General features: G+C 74.8%; 18 protein-coding genes. 14 read left to right on the plus strand and 4 right to left on the minus strand.

Annotated features, from left to right (window positions below):
- Positions 1-44: 44 nt before the first annotated feature.
- From tatC to AB0P03_RS00315, 9 genes are all read left to right on the plus strand, one after another.
- Complete coding sequence (tatC, locus tag AB0P03_RS00275) at positions 45-986, plus strand: twin-arginine translocase subunit TatC (RefSeq protein WP_363618122.1); 942 nt, start codon at positions 45-47, stop codon at positions 984-986.
- Between the two features lie 163 nt (positions 987-1,149).
- Entirely contained in the window at positions 1,150-2,319 is a 1,170-nt protein-coding gene (locus AB0P03_RS00280; protein WP_363583884.1) for an FAD-dependent oxidoreductase, read from the plus strand.
- Positions 2,320-2,433: 114 nt separating this feature from the next.
- Positions 2,434-2,748: a (2Fe-2S)-binding protein gene (locus AB0P03_RS00285; RefSeq protein ID WP_363583882.1), complete on the plus strand. Its 315-nt coding sequence runs from the start codon at positions 2,434-2,436 to the stop codon at positions 2,746-2,748.
- Positions 2,729-4,183: an NAD(P)/FAD-dependent oxidoreductase gene (locus tag AB0P03_RS00290; protein WP_363627444.1), complete on the plus strand. Its 1,455-nt coding sequence runs from the start codon at positions 2,729-2,731 to the stop codon at positions 4,181-4,183. The genes AB0P03_RS00285 and AB0P03_RS00290 overlap by 20 nt, the downstream gene beginning before the upstream one ends.
- A 129-nt stretch (positions 4,184-4,312) precedes the next feature.
- Complete coding sequence (locus AB0P03_RS00295) at positions 4,313-5,176, plus strand: dihydrodipicolinate synthase family protein (protein ID WP_363627538.1); 864 nt, start codon at positions 4,313-4,315, stop codon at positions 5,174-5,176.
- Between the two features lie 115 nt (positions 5,177-5,291).
- A complete protein-coding gene (locus AB0P03_RS00300) occupies positions 5,292-6,296 on the plus strand; it encodes a proline racemase family protein (protein ID WP_363627445.1) in 1,005 nt (334 codons plus the stop codon).
- 75 nt (positions 6,297-6,371) lie between these two features.
- Positions 6,372-7,742: an aldehyde dehydrogenase family protein gene (locus tag AB0P03_RS00305; RefSeq protein WP_363627539.1), complete on the plus strand. Its 1,371-nt coding sequence runs from the start codon at positions 6,372-6,374 to the stop codon at positions 7,740-7,742.
- Complete coding sequence (locus AB0P03_RS00310) at positions 7,742-8,770, plus strand: proline racemase family protein (RefSeq protein ID WP_363583874.1); 1,029 nt, start codon at positions 7,742-7,744, stop codon at positions 8,768-8,770. The genes AB0P03_RS00305 and AB0P03_RS00310 overlap by 1 nt, the downstream gene beginning before the upstream one ends.
- 68 nt (positions 8,771-8,838) lie before the next feature.
- Complete coding sequence (locus AB0P03_RS00315) at positions 8,839-9,768, plus strand: ornithine cyclodeaminase family protein (protein ID WP_363627446.1); 930 nt, start codon at positions 8,839-8,841, stop codon at positions 9,766-9,768.
- Positions 9,769-9,771: 3 nt separating this feature from the next.
- Here the strand turns inward: AB0P03_RS00315 and AB0P03_RS00320 are convergent, their stop codons facing one another.
- Positions 9,772-10,056: a hypothetical protein gene (locus AB0P03_RS00320; protein WP_363627447.1), complete on the minus strand. Its 285-nt coding sequence runs from the start codon at positions 10,054-10,056 to the stop codon at positions 9,772-9,774.
- Positions 10,057-10,319: 263 nt separating this feature from the next.
- Between AB0P03_RS00320 and AB0P03_RS00325 the strand changes: the two genes are divergently transcribed.
- Together AB0P03_RS00325 and AB0P03_RS00330 are read left to right on the plus strand one after the other, a co-directional pair.
- Complete coding sequence (locus AB0P03_RS00325; RefSeq protein WP_363627448.1) at positions 10,320-11,030, plus strand: GntR family transcriptional regulator; 711 nt, start codon at positions 10,320-10,322, stop codon at positions 11,028-11,030.
- A 109-nt stretch (positions 11,031-11,139) separates the two neighbouring features.
- Positions 11,140-11,736, plus strand: coding sequence for a Uma2 family endonuclease (locus tag AB0P03_RS00330; RefSeq protein ID WP_363583869.1), 597 nt, complete (start codon positions 11,140-11,142; stop codon positions 11,734-11,736).
- A 1-nt stretch (position 11,737) separates the two neighbouring features.
- On the opposite strand, the gene AB0P03_RS00335 is transcribed toward AB0P03_RS00330, so the two are convergent.
- Complete coding sequence (locus tag AB0P03_RS00335) at positions 11,738-12,418, minus strand: ABC transporter ATP-binding protein (RefSeq protein ID WP_363627449.1); 681 nt, start codon at positions 12,416-12,418, stop codon at positions 11,738-11,740.
- Entirely contained in the window at positions 12,415-13,491 is a 1,077-nt protein-coding gene (locus AB0P03_RS00340) for an ABC transporter permease (protein ID WP_363627450.1), read from the minus strand. Before AB0P03_RS00340 ends, AB0P03_RS00335 begins: the two co-directional genes overlap by 4 nt.
- A 164-nt stretch (positions 13,492-13,655) precedes the next feature.
- Between AB0P03_RS00340 and AB0P03_RS00345 the strand changes: the two genes are divergently transcribed.
- From AB0P03_RS00345 to AB0P03_RS00355, 3 genes are read left to right on the plus strand one after another with little or no spacing between them, the layout of a single operon-like run.
- Entirely contained in the window at positions 13,656-14,855 is a 1,200-nt protein-coding gene (locus AB0P03_RS00345) for a sensor histidine kinase (RefSeq protein ID WP_363583863.1), read from the plus strand.
- Between the two features lie 56 nt (positions 14,856-14,911).
- Positions 14,912-15,577, plus strand: coding sequence for a response regulator transcription factor (locus AB0P03_RS00350; RefSeq protein WP_363618140.1), 666 nt, complete (start codon positions 14,912-14,914; stop codon positions 15,575-15,577).
- A 48-nt stretch (positions 15,578-15,625) separates the two neighbouring features.
- Entirely contained in the window at positions 15,626-16,651 is a 1,026-nt protein-coding gene (locus tag AB0P03_RS00355) for a nitronate monooxygenase (RefSeq protein WP_363627451.1), read from the plus strand.
- Between the two features lie 17 nt (positions 16,652-16,668).
- On the opposite strand, the gene AB0P03_RS00360 is transcribed toward AB0P03_RS00355, so the two are convergent.
- On the minus strand, positions 16,669-18,138 hold the full coding sequence (locus AB0P03_RS00360; protein WP_363627452.1) for an aminopeptidase P family protein: 1,470 nt from the start codon (positions 18,136-18,138) through the stop codon (positions 16,669-16,671).
- Between the last annotated feature and the right edge of the window lie 175 nt (positions 18,139-18,313).

Here is an 18,313-nt window from a genome sequence, read left to right on the forward strand (position 1 = left end):
GCCCGTCGACCGGCGGGCCTCGACGCACGAGTTGAGGACCGGGGTTGAGCAAGCTCTCCAAGGCGTCGAAGGCGTCCAAGGATCCTGAGGGGCGGATGGCCCTCACCGACCACCTGCGGGAACTGCGCAACCGCGTGGTCAAGTCGGTCCTGGCGATCGTGCTGATCACCATCGTGGCGGCGATCTACCACAGGCAGATCGAGAACTTCCTGCTGGAGCCGCTGCCGCGCTGCACCGTGGAGACTGCCGACCACTTCAAGGGCAAGTGCGCCCAGGTCTCCAACATCGGTCTGACCGCCGGTTTCACCTGGATGCTCAAGGTGTCACTGACGGCCGGTGTGGTCGCGACCGTGCCGGTCTGGCTCTACCAGGTCTGGGCCTTCGTGGCACCCGGTCTGCACCGGCACGAGAAGAAGTACGCCGTCATCTTCATGCTGTGCGGGGCGCCGCTCTTCCTGGCCGGCGTGGGCTGCGCCATCCTGGTGCTGCCGACCACCGTCGACGTGCTGATCTCGTTCACCCCGGACAAGACCACGCCGATCCTGCCGCCCGAGGACTACCTCGACATCGCCACCCGGATGGTGCTGGTCTTCGGCCTGGCCTTCGAGTTCCCGCTGCTGCTGGTGATGATGAACATGGTCGGCATGGTCACCGGCAAGCGGCTGCTCGGCTGGTGGCGCGGCATGGTCATGGGCATCACGGTCTTCGCCGCCTTCGCCACCCCGAGCGCCGATCCGGTGAGCATGCTCACGCTGGCCGCGCCGATCTGGGCGCTGTACTTCCTCGCGGTGGGCATCGCGATCTTCAACGACAGGCGCAAGGAGCGCCGCGACCCCGATGCCGGACTGAGCGACGAGGAGGCCTCGGAGCTGGACCTCTCGGTGCAGCCGGTGGCCGGTACGGAGATGGTCCAGGCCTCGGCCGCGCCGACGGCGGGCGCCCCGGTGCCGGCGGCCCGTCACGAGCAGATCGACGACATCACCTGAGCCGGTAGCGCACCCTGAGGCCCCGGCCCGCCGCCCGACGCGGTGGGCCGGGGCCTTTGCGCTGCTCCGGCCCGGTGAGCCCGGGCTTTTGTGCTGCTCCGGCCCGGTGCGGGATTCGGCGGGTGGTCTTGGCAGGGTGGATGGCATGTGACATATTACTGACGTGCTCAAGACCCAGAGACCTCCCCTGGATGTCGTCGTGGTCGGCGCCGGCGTGGTCGGCGCCGCCTGCGCCTACTACGCGGCCCGCGCCGGGCTCACCGTCGCCGTCGTCGACCGCGGGCCGGTGGCCGGCGGCACCACCGGCGCCGGCGAGGGCAACCTGCTGGTCTCCGACAAGGAGCCCGGGCCCGAACTCGACCTCGCCCTGCTCAGCACCCGGCTCTGGCACGACCTCGCCGAACACCTCGGCGCGGCCGTGGAGTACGAGCCCAAGGGCGGCGTGGTGATCGCCTCCACCCCGGCCGGGCAGGACGCCCTGCGGGCCTTCGCCGTCGGCCAGGCCGCCGCCGGCGTCACCGCCGAGGAGATCCCCGCCGAGCGGCTGCACGAGCTGGAGCCGCACCTCGCCCCCGGCCTCGCCGGCGGCTTCCACTACCCGCAGGACGCCCAGGTCCAGCCCGCCCTCGCCGCCGCCCACCTGCTGCGCGAGGCCCGCCGGATGGGCGCCGAGCTGATCACCGGCGAGACCGTGACCGCCGTGCACCGGGGGCCGGACGGCGCCGTACGTGGGGTGCGGACCGACCGCCGCCGACTCGACGCCCCCGCCGTCGTCAACGCGACCGGCACCTGGGGCGGCGAACTGGCCGGGCTGGCCGGGGTGCACCTGCCGGTGATGCCCCGCCGCGGCTTCGTCCTGGTCACCGAGCCGCTGCCGCGGATCGTCCGGCACAAGGTCTACGCCGCCGACTACGTCGCCGACGTCGCCAGCGGCTCGGCCGGGCTCCAGACCTCCGCCGTGGTCGAGGGCACCCCCGGCGGGCCCGTGCTGATCGGCGCCAGCCGCGAACGGGTCGGCTTCGACCGCACCCTCTCCCAGGAGGTGCTGCGGCGGCTCGCCGCCCAGGCCGCGGCGCTCTTCCCGGTGCTCGCGGACGTCACCGTGATGCGCACCTACCGGGGCTTCCGTCCGTACCTGCCGGACCACCTGCCCGCCATCGGCGAGGACCCCAGGGTGCCCGGGCTCTACCACGCCTGCGGGCACGAGGGCGCCGGCATCGGGTTGGCTCCGGCGACCGGCCTGCTGATCAGCGAGCAACTGACCGGCAAGCAGCCGGAACTGGACCTCGCGCCGTTCCGCCCGGACCGCTTCCCGTCGGACGCCGGGGCCTGAGCCCGGGCTCCTCGACCACCGCTGCCCGCCTGCCGACCACGCTCGTTCGTCGACCGCCCCCGCCGTGTCGACCGCCCTCGTTCGTCGACCAACCCCGGAACGGAGAAGCCGCCGATGCGCCGCACCCCCGCCGACCTGGTCCGGGCCGAACCCGGCCCCGCCCACCACATCGAGTTCGACGGCCGACCCGTCCCGGCCCTGCCCGGACAGTCGATCGCCGCCGCGCTCTGGGCCGACGGCGTGCTCGCCTGGCGCACCACCCGGGTCGGCGGCCGGCCGCGGGGGGTGTTCTGCGGCATCGGCGCCTGCTTCGACTGCCTGGCCACCGTCGACGGCCGCCCCAACCAGCGCACCTGCCTGCTCCCCGCCGAACCCGGCACCACCGTCACCACCCAGGAGGGCCACGGCCGTGCCGACCTCGCCGTCTGACAGGGCCGCCGCCGAAGCGGCCCGACGCCCCGACCTCGCGGTGATCGGCGCCGGCCCGGCCGGGCTCGCGGCCGCCGTGACCGCCGCCGACCTCGGGCTGCGCTGCGTCCTGCTGGACGCCGGCCACAGCACCGGCGGGCAGTACTACCGGCACCCCGCCCCCGGCCTCGGCGCCGCCCGCCCGGACCGGCTCCACCACGGCTGGTCCGTCTACACCGGACTGGCCGACCGGCTCGCCGCGCACGAGCGGGCCGGGCGGGTCCGCTTCCTCGGCGGCCACCAGGTGTGGGCGCTGGAGCGGACCGGCGACGGCTTCGCCGTACACGTCACGCGCGGCCCGGAGGCCACCGACCGGGCCACCGTCCCGGCCGCGTCCGTGCTGCTCGCCACCGGTGCGTACGAGCGCCAGCTGCCGTTCCCCGGCTGGACCCTGCCCGGGGTGGTCACCGCGGGCGGCGCGCAGGCGATGCTCAAGGCCGGGCTGGTGCTGCCCGGGAGGCGGATCGTGGTGGCCGGCAGCGGGCCGCTGCTGCTCGCGGCGGCGTCCTCGCTGGTCACCGCCGGGGCCGAGGTGCCCGCGGTCGTCGAGGCCACCGACTACCTCGGCTACGCCCGGCGCCCCGGCGCCCTGGCGGCCGTCCCCGCCAAGCTCGTCGAGGGCGCCGGGCACGGGAGCACGCTGCTGCGGCACGGCGTACGGCTGCGCCCGCGCAGTGCCGTCGTCGAGGCGCACGGGACCGAGCGGGTCACCGCCGTCACGGTGGCCCGGCTGGACACCGACTGGCGGCCGGTGCCCGGCACCGAACGCCGGATCGCCTGCGACGCCGTCGCCGTGGGCCACGGGCTGCTCCCGCAGATCGACCTGGCCACCGAACTGGGCGCGGCCACCAGGACCGCCCCGGACGGCGCCGTCGGGCTCCGGGTCGACGCCCGGCTGCGCACCACCGTGCCCGGCCTCTGGTCGGCGGGGGAGACCAACGGCGTCGGCGGCGCGGACCTCGCGATCGTGGAGGGCGAACTGGCCGCGCACGCCGTGGCCGACCGGGTGCCGAAGCCCGCACTGTTGCGCAGCCGGGCCCGGCTGCGGAACTTCGCCGACCTGATGGCCGCGGCCCACCGGCCCGGCCCCGGCTGGACCGGCTGGCTGCGCCCGGACACCGACGTCTGCCGGTGCGAGGAGGTGCCGGTCTCGGCGATCCGGGAGGCCGTGGACGAGCTGGGCGCGGGCGATCCGCGCACCGTCAAGCTGCTCACCCGGGCCGGGATGGGCTGGTGCCAGGGCCGGATGTGCGGTCCGGCCGTGGCCTGCCTGGCCGGCTCGGGTGAGCCGGTGCCGGACCGGCGGCCGCTGGCCTGCCCGGTGCCGTTGTCGCAGCTGGCGGCCGGGCCGTCCGGGTCGTCCGGGTCGTCCGGTGAGGACGCCGATACGGCCTGAGGTCCGTCGAACATGCGGGCCGGGGACTCTTGTCTCCGGCCCATCTCTTCTAATAAAATGTCACACCTCACCAAGGAGCTCATCGTGCCCAACACCCCACACGACACCGCCCGGCCCTGGCGCGGCATCATGGTCGCCACCACGATCCCGCTGCGCCCGGACCTCTCCGTCGACTACGACGCGTACGCCGAGCACGTCCGCTGGCTGATCGAGTCCGGCTGTGACGGCGTCGTCCCCAACGGCTCGCTGGGCGAGTACCAGACGCTCACCGCCGAGGAGCGCGCCCGCGTCGTCGAGGTGGCCGTCGAGGCGGCCGGCGACGGCTCCCGGGTGATGCCCGGCGTGGCCGCCTACGGCAGCGCCGAGTCCCGCCGCTGGGCCGAGCAGGCCGCCGAGGCCGGCGCCGGCTCCGTGCTCCTGCTGCCGCCGAACGCCTTCCGGGCCGACCACGCGTCCGTCCGGGCGCACTACGCCGACGTGGCCAAGGCCGGACTGCCCGTCGTCGCGTACAACAACCCGATCGACACCAAGGTCGACCTCGTCCCCGCGCTGCTCGCCCAACTGCACGGCGAGGGCTCGATCGTCGCGGTCAAGGAGTTCAGCGGCGACGTCCGCCGGGCCTACGAGATCGCCGAACTGGCCCCCGGGCTGGACCTGCTGATCGGCGCCGACGACGTGCTGCTGGAGCTGGCGCTGGCCGGCGCGGTCGGCTGGATCGCCGGCTACCCGAACGCCCTGCCGGAGGCCAGCGTCGCGCTGTACCGGGCCGCCGTGGCGCAGGAGCTGGACACCGCGCTGCCGCTGTACAAGTCGCTGCACTCGCTGCTGCGCTGGGACTCCAAGACCGAGTTCGTCCAGGCCATCAAGCTGTCCATGGACATCGCCGGGCGCGCCGGCGGCCCGGTCCGCCCGCCGCGGCAGCCGCTGACCCCGGACATCGAGGCGGCCGTCCGCGCGGCCACCGAGAAGGCGCTGGCCGAGGGCCTGGCGTAACCGGGAGACTTCGTCACCAGGCCGGCTGAGGGGGCAGCCGGCCCGGCCCCACCCACCCGATCCCGCGTACGGTCAGCTCCTCCGTACGCCCACTCCGACGGGAGTCGTCAGAGCCATGCGCAGCCGTCACGTGTTCCACGCCGTCGACTCGCACACCGAGGGCATGCCGACCCGGGTCATCACCGGCGGCTTCGGCGTCATTCCCGGCGCCACCATGGCCGAGCGCCGGGTGCACTTCCAGCAGCACCTGGACCACTTCCGCACCCTGCTGATGTACGAGCCGCGCGGCCACGCCGCGATGAGCGGCGCCATCCTCCAGCCGCCGACCCGGCCGGACGCCGACTTCGGCGTGCTCTACATCGAGGTCTCCGGCCTGCTGCCGATGTGCGGGCACGGCACCATCGGCGTCGCCACCGTGCTGGTCGAGACCGGCATGGTGCCGGTGGTCGAGCCGGTCACCACGGTGCGGCTGGACACGCCCGCCGGGCTGGTGATCGCCGAGGTGCGGGTCGAGGACGGCGCCGCCACCGCGGTGACCATCCGCAACGTGCCGTCCTACTCGGCCGCGCTGGACGCCAAGATCGAGGTGCCCGGGTACGGCACGATCGGCTACGACCTGGCGTACGGCGGCAACTTCTACGCCGTCCTGCCGCTCGCCGAGTTCGGGCTGCCCTTCGAGCGCGAGCGCAAGCAGGACATCCTGGAGGCCGGACTGGCCCTGATGGCCGCCATCAACGCGAGCCCCGACCGCCCGGTGCACCCGGAGGACCCGTCCATCCACGGCTGCCACCACGTCCAGCTGCTCGCCCCCGGCTCCACCGCCGAGCACTCCCGGCACGCGATGGCCATCCACCCCGGGTGGTTCGACCGCTCGCCCTGCGGCACCGGCACCTCGGCCCGGATGGCGCAGCTGCACGCGCGCGGCGAACTGCCGCTGGGGCGCGACTTCCGCAACGACTCCTTCATCGGGACGACCTTCATCGGGCGCCTGGTCGAGGAGACCGAGGTGGCCGGTCTGGCCGCCGTGGTGCCCACCGTCACCGGGCGGGCCTGGGTCACCGGCACCGCCCAGTACTTCCTCGACCCGCGCGACCCGTTCCCGGCCGGGTTCCTGTTGTAGAGCTGTTTGAAAGAGGAGCCGGCCTCTGGGGGAGGGGCCCGCTCCGACGTCCGCTGAACCACCTTCGAAGGGCTGCTGGTCGTGACCATCACCTCGTACAACCCCGCCGACCCCGCGGACCTCGTCGTCGCCGTGGAGGAACCCGGCGCCGAAGCCGTCCGGGCCGCCGTCGCCCGGGCCCGGGCAGCCCAGCCCGGCTGGCTCGCGGCCGGCGCGGGCGCCCGGTCCGCGGCGCTCGGCCGGATCGCCGAAGCGGTCGAGGCGCACGCGGACGAGCTGGCCGGGCTGATCGTGCGCGAGGTCGGCAAGCCGCTCGCCGAGGCGCGCGGCGAGGTCGCTCGCACCGCGGCGATCTGGCGCTACTACGCGCAGGCGCCGTTCGCGCCGTCCGGGGCGGTGCACGAGACCGCCGCCGGGCCCGGGCTGCTGCTCACCCGGCGCCGCCCGTACGGCGTCGCCGGGCTGATCGCGCCGTGGAACTTCCCGCTGGCGATCCCCACCTGGAAGGCCGCGCCGGCGCTGGCGGTCGGCAACACCGCGGTGCTCAAGCCGGCGCCCGAGGCGACCGCCTGCGCGCTGCGGCTGGCCGAACTGGCCACCGGGGCCGGGCTGCCGGAGGACGTGTTCACCGTGCTGCCGGGCGGCGCCGAGGAGGGCGCGGCGCTGGTCGACACGGCCGACGTGGTCTCCTTCACCGGCTCGACCGGCGTCGGTCGGGCCGTGGTGCGGGCCGCCACCGAGCGCGGCGTGCCGGTGCAGGCCGAACTCGGCGGGCTGAATGCCGCGCTGGTGCTGCCGGACGCCGACCTCGCGCAGGCCGCCGCCCACCTCGCCGCCGCCATCGCCGGGTACGCGGGGCAGAAGTGCACCGCCACCAGCCGGGTGATCGCGGTCGGCGCCGCGTACGAGCCGCTGCGCGACGCCCTGGTCAAGGCGTTGGAACTGGTCGACGACGCGGCCTGCGGGCCGGTCATCAACGCCGCCGCCCGGGACCGGCTGACGGCCGCCGTCGACTCGGCCGTCGCCGTCGGGGCCACCCTGCTCACCGGCGGCCGGGCACCCGAGCGGGACGGCTGGTACGTCGAACCGGCCCTGCTCACCGACGTGCCGGCCGAACACCCGCTGGCCCGCGAGGAGTTCTTCGGCCCGATCGCGCTGCTGCACGCCGCGGCCGACCTCGACGAGGCGATCGCGCTCGCCAACGACACCCCGCACAGCCTCGCCACCTCGGTGCACACCCGCAGCCTGGACGTGGCGCTCGCCGCTGCCGACCGGCTGGACGCGGGCATGATCCGGGTCAACGCGCCGTCCAGCGGCGTCGACTTCCACCTGCCGTTCGGCGGTGCCAAGGGCGCGAGCCACGGCGAGCGCGAGCAGGGCCAGGCGGCGCTGGACTTCTACACCGTCAGCCGCACCGTCAGCGTCCTGCCGGGCGGTGGCGCGTGATGCCCGTCCGCACCGTCGACTACCACGCGGCCGGCGAGCCGTTCCGGATCGTGCTGGACGGCGTGCCCGCGATCCCCGGCGACAGCGTCGCCGAACGGCGGGCCATCGCCCTCGGCGCCGGCGGCAGCGCGACCGCGCCCCGGCCGAGCGCGCTGGACGACGCCCGGCAGCTGCTCAGCCGCGAACCGCGCGGCCACGCCGGGATGTACGGCGGGTTCCTGGTGCCGCCGGACGACGACGAGGCGCACTTCGGGGTGCTGTTCTGGCACAAGGACGGCTACTCGACGGCCTGCGGGCACGGCACCATCGCGCTCGGCGCCTGGGCGGTGGACTCCGGGCGGGTCGCGGCCCCCGCCGACGGCGTGGCCCGGGTGCGGATCGACGTGCCGTCCGGCCGGGTCACCGCGCTGGTGCACCGGGCCGGCGGGCGGACCACCGGCGTCACCTTCCGCAACGTGCCCACCCGGGTCGCCGCTCTGAAGTTGCCGCTGGCCACTTCACGGGGCACCGTGGAGGTCGCGGTGGCGCACGCGGGCGCCTGCTACGCCTCGGTGCCGGCGGCCGCCCTCGGCCTCGCGGTCGAGCCCGCGCAACTGCCCGAACTCACCGCCGCCGGGCGGGAGATCAGGGAGCTGCTGGCCGGCGCGGCGGCGGTGGCGCACCCGAGCGACCCGCTGCTGTCGGGGGTGTACGGGGTCATCCTGTTCGACGAACTCGTCTCGGAGGACGGCGTGTTGAACCAACGGAACGTCACCGTCTTCGCGGACGGGCAGATCGACCGCTCACCCTGCGGCTCCGGGACCTCCGCCCGGCTCGCCGTCCTCGCCGCCGAGGGCCGGCTCGCGCCGGGGGAGGAGCTGCGGCACGAGTCCGTCATCGGGACGGTCTTCACCGGCCGCGTCCTGCCCGGCGGCGACCCGCTGGACGGCGGCGTCGTCACCGAGGTCACCGGCAGCGCGCACCGCACCGGCGAGCACGCGTTCGTCCTGGAACCGGACGACGACCTGGGCGCGGGGTTCCTCCTGTGACCGCTCCCGCGAACCCTCCCGCGAACCCTCCTGTGGACCCTGCTGCGCCGCCTCCTGCGTCGCCTCTTGTGCCGCCCGGTACGGCGGCTGAGCCGCTCCAGTACGCCGTGCCGGGCGTCGGCGGGGTCGGGCCCGCGGCTGCGGTGGCGGCGATCGAGCGGGTGCTGCTCGACGGGTTCGACCCGGAGTCGGCACCGGCCCGCTCGGCCGTCCCCGTCCCGGCCGGCGAACTGCTGATGATGCCGGCCGCCGCCGGCCCGTACGCCGGGGTGAAGATCGCCGGGGTCGCGCCCGCCAACCCCGGGCGCGGACTGCCCCGGATCACCGGCAGCTACCTGCTGCTCGACGGGCCCACCCTGCAGCCGCTCGCCCTGCTCGACGGCGCCGCGCTCACCGCGCTGCGCACACCCGCCGTCACCGCCGTCGCGCTGCGCCGGCTGGCCGCGCCGGACGCCGAGCACCTGGTGCTGTTCGGCTCCGGGCCGCAGGCGTACGGGCACCTGGACGCGCTGCTGGCCGTTCAGCCGCTGACCCGGCTCACCGTGGTGGCGCGGGACGCCGGACGGGCCGAGGCCCTGGCCGCGTACGGGCGGGGGCTCGGGCTGGCAGCCGGGGTCGGCGAGCCGGGGGCGGTCGCCGGGGCCGACCTGGTGGTCTGCTGCACCACCGCGCGCACGCCGCTGTTCGACGGCGCCCTGGTGCCCGCGCACGCCGCCGTCGCGGCGGTCGGCTCGCACGAGCCGGACGCGCGGGAGGTGGACGAGGTGCTGGTCGGGCGGGCCGAACTGTACGTGGAGGCACGGACGGTGGCGGCCCGCGAGGCCGGCGACCTGATCATGGCGGGCGTGACCGGCCGACAGGTGTGGAACCTGGCCGAGCTGGTGCGCGGCGACGCGCTGGTGCCGGCGGGGCGGCCGCGGTTCTTCAAGAGCGTCGGCATGGCGTGGGAGGACCTGGCGGTCGCGGCGGAGGTGTACCGGAGCACCGGGGCAGGCTGACCTTCAGTCCCCGAGGAAGTGGAGCCAGCTGCCCGGGGTGGCGGCGCAGTGGGCGAGCAGGACGGTGGCCTCCTCGAAGGCGGCGCCGGCGTCCTGCTCGTTGAACCGGGTGTCGCCGTACGGGTCGATCCGGCCGAGCCGTCCGGGCCGGTGGTCGACCGGCCCGGCGTGCGCGGCCAGGGCGGCGGCGAGGGCCGGGCCGTGGTCGACCGAGAGGTGCAGCAGGGTCGGGACGGACCGGCCGCCCTTGTTGGGGTGGTCGTCGTACAGGGCGATCTCGATTCCCAAGTCCGTTGCTCCTGGCGGGTGTCGGGGGCTATGAAGCGGGAGTCGGCCCGGCGGGAAGGGATCCCCTGCCGGGCCGGCTCCGTATGAGCAGGGCGGGCGACAGGTCGTGCGCCGCCGGCCGTTGTCACGGCCGCCGGCCGCTGCCACCATGGGTTTCGGCCGGGGCCTCGGGTGCTGAGGGACCGTTCGAATCGTGGAATGTTGCGCACTCAACGTAACGTGACATTGTACGCTGGTGTTCTGCACCCACCCGGAGGAACACCATGGCCGACCTCAAACCCCGCACCCTGATCTCCGTACAGGAGCGGCTTCGCGACCAGGTCGCCCACGCGCTCCGGGCAGCCCTGATCTCCGGCGAACTGCGCCCCGGCGTCGTCTACTCCGCACCCGCGCTCGCCGCCGACTTCGGCGTCTCCGCCACCCCCGTCCGCGAGGCCATGCTCGACCTCGCCCGCGAAGGCCTCGTCGAGGCCGTCCGCAACAAGGGCTTCCGGGTCACCGAGCTCACCGAGCGTGACCTCGACGACTACACCGAGATCCGCGCCCTGATCGAGGTCCCCACCGTCGGCCGGGTGACGCGCACGGCGACCAAGGAGCAGCTGGAGCGGCTGCGCCCGCAGGCCGAGGAGATCGTCGCGGCCGCGCGCAAGCACGACCTCATCGGGTACCTGGAGGCCGACCGGCAGTTCCACCTGGACCTGCTGGGGCTGGCCGGCAACGCCCGGCTGGTCGACGTCGTCAGCGACCTGCGGAAGCGCTCGCGGCTGTACGGCCTCAACCGGCTCGACGAGCGCGGCGAGCTGACCTCCTCGGCGGAGGAGCACCTGGAACTGCTCGACCTCATGCTGGCCGGCGACGCCGACGCGGCCGAGGCCTGTATGACCCGCCACCTCAGCCACGTCCGTTCGCTGTGGGCGGGGCAGGACGAGGCGGCCGAGGAGGCCCGCCCGGCGCTGAAGCTGCGGGCGCGGTAGGGCTAACCGGGGCTAAACCGCCCGTTCGGGTGAAGACTGGGGATCGGGCGTCGGAATGCGTTCGCGCCCTACGATGATGTTCTCGACATCGGCAGCCAGGAGGAAATCCATGTCCGCCGCAGCAGTGGAAGAGCCCATCGAGCAGCCGACGCTGCTCGAAGTCGCCGAGCTGATCTCCAACCAGTTCGCCGGGCACCGGGTCGAGATCGTCGGGAGCCAGATCACCGTGACGCCGCCGCCGAATGCTTCGCACGGCAAGTCGCTGAGCCGCCTCATGCGTGTGCTGTTCGCCGCCGGCCTCGACGGGGATGAGGTCGACGTCATTCAGGGCGTTGGCATCTGGTTGCCGGACGGGCCGTCGGACTACGCCGTTCCCGACCTGGCGATCGTCGATGCCGACATCGATGACCACTTGATCGAGTACAACTGTTACGACCCGGCGGTCTTCCGGCTCGTGTTGGAGGTCACGTCGTCCAACCTCAGCGACGACCTGAAGCGGAAGCCCTTCGTCTATGCCGCCGCTGGAGTACCCGTCTACGTGATCGTGGACCGGACGAACCAGCGGGTCATGGTGCTCACTGACCCGCAGGACGGCGAGTACCGCGTGCACGCCGTCCACCACCCGGGGCAGTCGTTCACCCTGCCGGAGTCGATCGGGGCGGCGGTGACGCTGTCGGTGGACGACGTGCTGGCGGCGAAGAAGTAGCTCAGGCAGCCGCGGGCACTGTCAGGCGGCCGTCGTGGACTTCGGCGATCTGGTCGACGGCCGTCAGGTGGGTGCGGTCGTGGGTGACCAGGACGGTGGCGGTGGCGCGGCGGTGGGTGAGGTCGGTGATGAGGTCGAGGACGGCGGCGCCGCGTTCGTGGTCGAGGGCGCTGGTGGGTTCGTCGATCAGCAGGACGGTGGGGTCGTTCATCAGCGCGCGGGCGATGTTGACGCGCTGGCGCTGACCGCCGGAGAGCTGGTGCGGGCGGCGGGCGGCCTGGTCGCGCAGGCCGACGGCGGCCAGCAGGTCCAGGGCCCGGGGGAGGGCGGTGCGCGGGGAGCGGCCGTCCAGGTGGGCCATCACCTGGAGCTGTTCGACGGCGGTGAGCGAGGGCAGCAGGTTGGCCTGCTGGAAGACGATGCCGATCCGGGTGCGGCGCAGCGCGGTCAGTTCGGCGCGGCCGAGGCCGGTGGTGTCGGTGCCGTCCAGCACCACCCGGCCGGAGTCCGGGGTGATCAGGGTGGCGGCGACCGCCAGCAGGCTGGACTTGCCGGAGCCGGACGGGCCGACGACGGCCGTGATCGAGCCCTTGGGGACGGTCAGCGACACGTCGTCCAGCGCCGTGAGCCGGCCGTCGCCGTCCGGGTAGGTGAGGGTGATGCGGTCGAGGACGAGGCTCATCGGGCGCTCCCCAGGGCGGTCAGCGGGTCGACGGAGGTGATCCGGCGGATGGACAGGCCCGCGCCGACCGCGCCGAGCGCGATCATGACGGCGGCGGGGAACAGGACGGTCGGGGCGTCCAGGACGAAGGGCACGGTGGAGCCGACCAGGGCCCCGACGCCCGCCGCGAGCGCGGTGCCGGCGGCGGTGCCGAGCACCAGCAGCAGGACGGCCTGGCCGAGGGCGTCGCGCAGCAGGTAGCGGGTGGAGGCGCCGAGCGCCTTCAGCACCGCGATGTCGCCGCTGCGCTGGATCGTCCAGACGGTGAAGAAGGCGCCGATCACCAGGGCCGAGATGGCGAACAGGAAGCCGCGCATCAGCTGGAGCGAGCCGTTCTCGGAGGTGTAGGAGCCGATCGCGGCGAGGGCGTCGTCGCGGGTGCGGGTCTCGGTGCCGTGGCGGGCGTCGGCGCCGTGCAGGTCGGCGCCCTTGGCGGTGGTGAGCGCGATGACGGTCGCGTGGCCGGCGCCGCCGGGGACGGCCTGCTGCCAGTCGGTGAGGCTGGTCCAGATCACCGGGGTGTGGCTGTACGCGGCGTCGCCGTCGACGGCCGCGACCCGGAGGCGGTGCCCGGCCAGGGTGAAGTCGGCGCCGGGGGCGAGGCCGCCCAGGTTCTTGGCGGCGGTCTTCGACAGGACGGCCTGACCGGGGGCGATCCGGGCGCCCTGCGGGGCCAGCGCGGAGCCGTCCGGGACGCCGAAGGCGGACAGCGCCGTGGTGCGGGTCCCGGCGGCGGCCTTGGTGGTGGTGATGCCCAGTGGCTGGGCGGAGGTGACGCCCGGCTCGGCCGCCCAGGCCTGCCACTGCTCGGGGGTGACCTGGGAGTCGGTGAAGGAGAGCTTCTGCCCGTCGGCGGGCTCGCCGAACACCAGGTGGTCGGCGGGCAGGCCGGTGATCGCGGAGATGTTCTGCCGGCCGAGTCCGGCGGTCAGTCCGGACAGCAGGCCGACCAGTACGGTGATCAGCACGATGACGGTCCCCATCAGGGCGAACCGCCCCTTGGCGAACCCCAGATCCCTCCAGGCGACGAACACGGTGGGCCTTCCTGCTGAACGAGTGTTTCCGACGCTTCCACCGTGCCGGAGAAGGGGCCCCGCGGGCATCGCACCGCGGATTGCATCCTCGGCATCAAAGGGCAGAAGCGGAGTTCAACCTTTTGATTGATGCCGGGGCCCGGTTCGGAACCTAGGCTGGACGGATGGCGACCGAACGATCCCGCACCACCCCCGTCGCCCGCGTCCTCCAGGTCTGCCTGCACCTGCTCGTGGCGGGCCTGCTCGCCCTGGCCGTCGCCCGTGCCGCCGTCGGCCGGGACGGCGACCCGGTGCCCGTCGCCGCCGCGGCCACCGCGATGGCCGCCGTGTACGCCGTCGGCCCCCGGCTGGCCGCCGTCCGCCGCTCGCGCCGGGCCGCCGCGCTCTGGCTGGCGCTGCTCGGCGTCACCTGGGTGGGCGTGCTGATCGCCACCCAGGACGGGGTGTGGCTGGCGTTCCCGCTGTACTTCCTGGAACTGCACCTGCTCGGGCGGCGCGGCGGCCTCACCGCCGTCGGGCTGACCGCCGCCACCGCCATCGCGGCCTGGTCCTGGCACCAGCACACCTTCAGCCTGCCCGCCGCGATCGGACCCGCGCTCGGCGCGGCCGTCGCCACCGCCACCGTGCTCGGCTACCAGGCGCTGTACCGGGAGAGCGAGGAGCGCCGCCGGCTGATCGACGAACTCACCGCCGCCCGCGCCGACGCCGCGGCCGCCCACCACACCGCCGGGGTGCTCGCCGAACGCGAGCGCCTCGCCCGGGAGATCCACGACACCCTCGCGCAGAGCCTCAGCTCCATCCAGCTGCTGCTGCGGGCCGCCCAGCGGGCCCTGCCGGAACGCACCGAGGCGGCCTCCGGGTACGTCGAGCAGGCCCGGCAGGCCGCCCAGGACAACCTGGACGAGGCCCGGCGGTTCGTCCGCGCGCTCACCCCGCCCGCGCTCGACGGAGACCCGCTGCCGGTCGCGCTGGAACGGCTGTGCGCCACCACGGCGGCGCACAGCGGCCTGCCGGTGAAACTGCACGTCTCCGGGGACCCGGTACGGCTGCCGGTGCCGCAGGAGGTCGCGCTGCTGCGGATCGCGCAGTCCGCGCTCGGCAACACCGTCCGGCACGCGCACGCCTCGCACGCCGAGGTGACGCTCAGCTACATGGAGGGCGAGGTGGCGTTGGACGTGTTCGACGACGGGGCCGGATTCGATCCGGCGGCGGTCGCCGGGCGCAGCGGAGGGGACGGCGGGTTCGGGCTGCCGTCGATGCGGGCCCGGGCGCGGGCGCTCGGCGGCACCTTCACGGTGGAGTCGGCGCCCGGCGGGGGCACGGCGCTCGCGGTGCAGCTGCCGGTGACGGAGGGCGGGGCGTGAACGGGCGGAGCGACGGCGTACGGGGCGTGAACGGACGGAGTGACGGAGGTCAGGGCGTGAACGAGCGCAGTGACGGCGGGCGCGGGAGCGGCGCGGTGATCCGGCTGCTGCTGGCGGACGACCACCCGGTGGTGCGGGCCGGGCTGCGGGCCGTCCTGGAGGGCGAGCCGGACTTCACCATCGCCGCCGAGGCCGCGACCGCCGAACGGGCCGTCGAACTGGCCGCGGCGGGCGGGGTCGACGTGGTGCTGATGGACCTCCAGTTCGGGCCCGGCTCGGCCATGAACGGCGCCCAGGCGACCGCCGCGATCACCGCCCGGCCGGGCGCGCCCCGGGTCCTCGTCGTCACCACCTACGAAACCGACGCCGACACCCTGCCCGCGCTGGAGGCCGGCGCCACCGGCTACCTGCTCAAGGACGCCCCGCCGGAGGAACTGGCCCAGGCCGTCCGGGCAGCCGCCGCGGGCCGCTCGGCGCTGGCACCGAGCGTCGCCGACCGGCTGCTGGAACGGATGCGGACGCCGGCGGCGGCGCTCAGCGCGCGGGAGACCGAGGTGCTGGGGCTGGTCGCGGACGGGCTGACCAACCAGCAGATCAGCCAGCGGCTGCACCTGAGCCAGGCCACGGTGAAGTCCCATCTGGTGCACGTCTACACCAAGTTGGCGGTGGACTCGCGGACGGCGGCGGTGCGGGCGGCGCGCGGGCGGGGACTGATCCGCTGAGCGTAGGGTGGGCCGGGTCCGAACCGTTGCCCGGAGTGGAGGACCCCGATGGCCGTGCGTCTCGATGAACTTTCCGTGCCGGTGATCGGCGCGCCGATGGCGGGCGGGGCGTCCACCCCGGAGCTGGTGGCGGCGGTGAACCGGGCCGGCGGGCTGGGTTTCCTCGCCGCCGGGTACCGGAGCGCCGCCGCGATGGCCGAACAGGTCGCGCTGGTCAGGGAGTTGACCGGTGGGCCGTTCGGCGTGAACCTGTTCGTCCCGGCCCCGCCCGGCGATCCGGCGGCCGTCGCCGCCTACCGGGAGCGGCTGCGGCCCGAGGCCGAGCGGTGGGGCGTGGCGCTGCCCGAGGAGATCGGGCCGGACCGGGACGACTGGGAGGCCAAGCTCGCCGTGCTGCTGGCGGACCCGGTCCCGGTGGTCTCGTACACCTTCGGCCTGCCGACGCCGCAGGAGGCGGCGGCGGTCCGCGCGGCCGGGTCGTTCCAGGTCGGCACCGTCACCACGCCCGCGGAGGCGCGGGCGGCGGAGGCGGTCGGGATGGACGCGCTGTGCGTGCAGGGCCCGGAGGCCGGCGGGCACCGCGCCACCCACCGGATCGGGGACGAGCCCGGTGACGTCCCGCTGCTGGAGCTGCTGCCCGCCGTCCGGGCGGTGACGGCGCTGCCGCTGATCGCGGCCGGCGGGCTGGGCGACGGTCCGGCGGTGGCGGCGGCGCTGCGGGCCGGGGCGGCGGCGGTGCAACTGGGGACGGCCCTGCTGCGCGCCGACGAGGCCGGCACCTCGGCCGCGCACCGGGCGGCGCTCACCGAACTCCCGGAGACGGCCGTCACCCGGGCCTTCACCGGCCGCCCGGCCCGCGGTCTGCGCAACGCCTTCATCGACCGCCACGGCCCGTACGCCCCGCCCGCCTACCCCGAGGTGCACCACCTCACCCAGCCGCTGCGCGCCGCCGCGACCCGCCGCGCCGACCTCCAGTCCATGCACCTCTGGGCCGGCACCGCCCACCACCTGGCCCGCACGGGCCCGGCGGCCGACCTGATCGCGGAGCTCTGGGCGGCGGCACGGGCGGTGTGAGCGGCCGCTCCCCGGGCTCAGCCGAGGAGGTCGGCCATCCAGGATTCGATGGCGGGGGCGGTGCGGGGGAGGGCGTGGGACATGAGGTGGGCGCCGTCGGGGGTGATGACGAGGTCGTCCTCGATGCGGATGCCGAGGCCGCGGAGTTCGAGGGGGAGGGTTTCGTCGTCGGGCTGGAGGTAGAGGCCGGGTTCGACGGTGAGGACCATGCCGGCTTCCAGGGTGCCGTCGAGGTAGCGGTCGGCGCGGGCCCTGGCGCAGTCGTGGTAGTCGAGGCCGAGCATGTGGCCGCTGCCGCAGAGGGTGTAGCGGCGGTGGAGGCCGTTGTCCTCGGCGAGGGACTGTTCGGCGGGGATGCGTAGGACGCCCCAGTCGGCGAGGCCTTCGGCGATGACCCGCATGGCGGCGTGGTGGAAGTCGCGGAAGCGGGCGCCGGGGCGCAGCGCGGCGATGCCGGCGCTCTGGGCGGCGAGGACGAGGTCGTAGGCCTGCCGCTGGACGGGGGTGAAGGTGCCGCTGAGCGGGAGGGTGCGGGTGATGTCGGCGGCGTAGAGGGTGTCGGTTTCGACGCCGGCGTCCAGCAGGAGCAGGGAGTTCGGGTCGAGGGCGCCGTCGTTGCGGATCCAGTGCAGGACGCAGGCGTGGGCGCCGGAGGCGGCGATGGTGGTGTAGCTGGTGCCGTTGCCTTCGGCGCGGGCGCGCAGGTCGAAGACGCCCTCGATCCAGCGTTCGCCGCGGGGGTGGCGCAGGGCGGTGGGCAGGGCGCGGACGACGTCCTGGAAGCCGGTGACGGTGTGGTCGACGGCGAGTTGGAGCTGGCCGATCTCCCAGGTGTCCTTGACCAGGCGCAACTCGGCGAGGACGGCGTCGAGTTCGCCGTCCCGCGTGGTGTGGGCGCCGGGGCGTCCGGTGCATTCGTCGACGAGGGGGTCGGTGCCGGCGAGGACGCGGGTGGGCGGCTGGGGGCCGGCGAGGAGTTTGTCGAGGTCGTCGAGGTGTTCGGTGCGCAGTCCGGTGAGCGCGGCGGCTTCGGCGAGGTCGGGGCGGCGGCCGACCCAGAACTCGCCGTAGCGGCGGTCGCGGTAGAACTCGGTGCCGTTGGCGTGCTGCCGGCCGCGGGGGGAGCGGGGGCGCAGGTACAGGACCGGCTCGTGGCCGTGGGGGCCGGTCGGTTCGAGGACGAGGACGTGGTCGGCCTGGTCCTCGCCGGTGAGGCCGGTGAGCCAGGCGTAGGCGCTGTGCGGGCGGAAGCGGTGGTCGAGGTCGTTGCAGCGGACCTTCAGCCGGCCGGCGGGGACGATCAGCCGCTCGCCGGGGAAGGCGGCGGAGAGGCGGGCGTGGCGGCCGGGGAGGCGGTCGTGGCCGGGGACTCGTTGGTCGGCGGGGAGGGGGGTGGCGGCCCAGCGGGTGCCCATGAAGGCGTCGAGGGCGGGGGAGACGGGGAGGTCGTGGCTCCCGGTGTTGAGGCCGGTCTGTCGGAGGGGCACCGGTGAACTCCTAGGTGGGGAGGGGGTGGTGTGGCCCGGACACAGCTCGGTAACGGGGGGCGTCACCTCTTGTGCAGTGCAATTTCACATTACTATGTTACGGGTCACACCGCGGAGCGGCCAGACCTCGAAGGTCGCCTCCCGGTCGGGCCCCGGATCACCTCCCGGGGCGGAC

It is taken from the genome of Kitasatospora sp. NPDC088779 (assembly GCF_040685395.1).
Lineage (GTDB): Bacteria > Actinomycetota > Actinomycetes > Streptomycetales > Streptomycetaceae > Kitasatospora.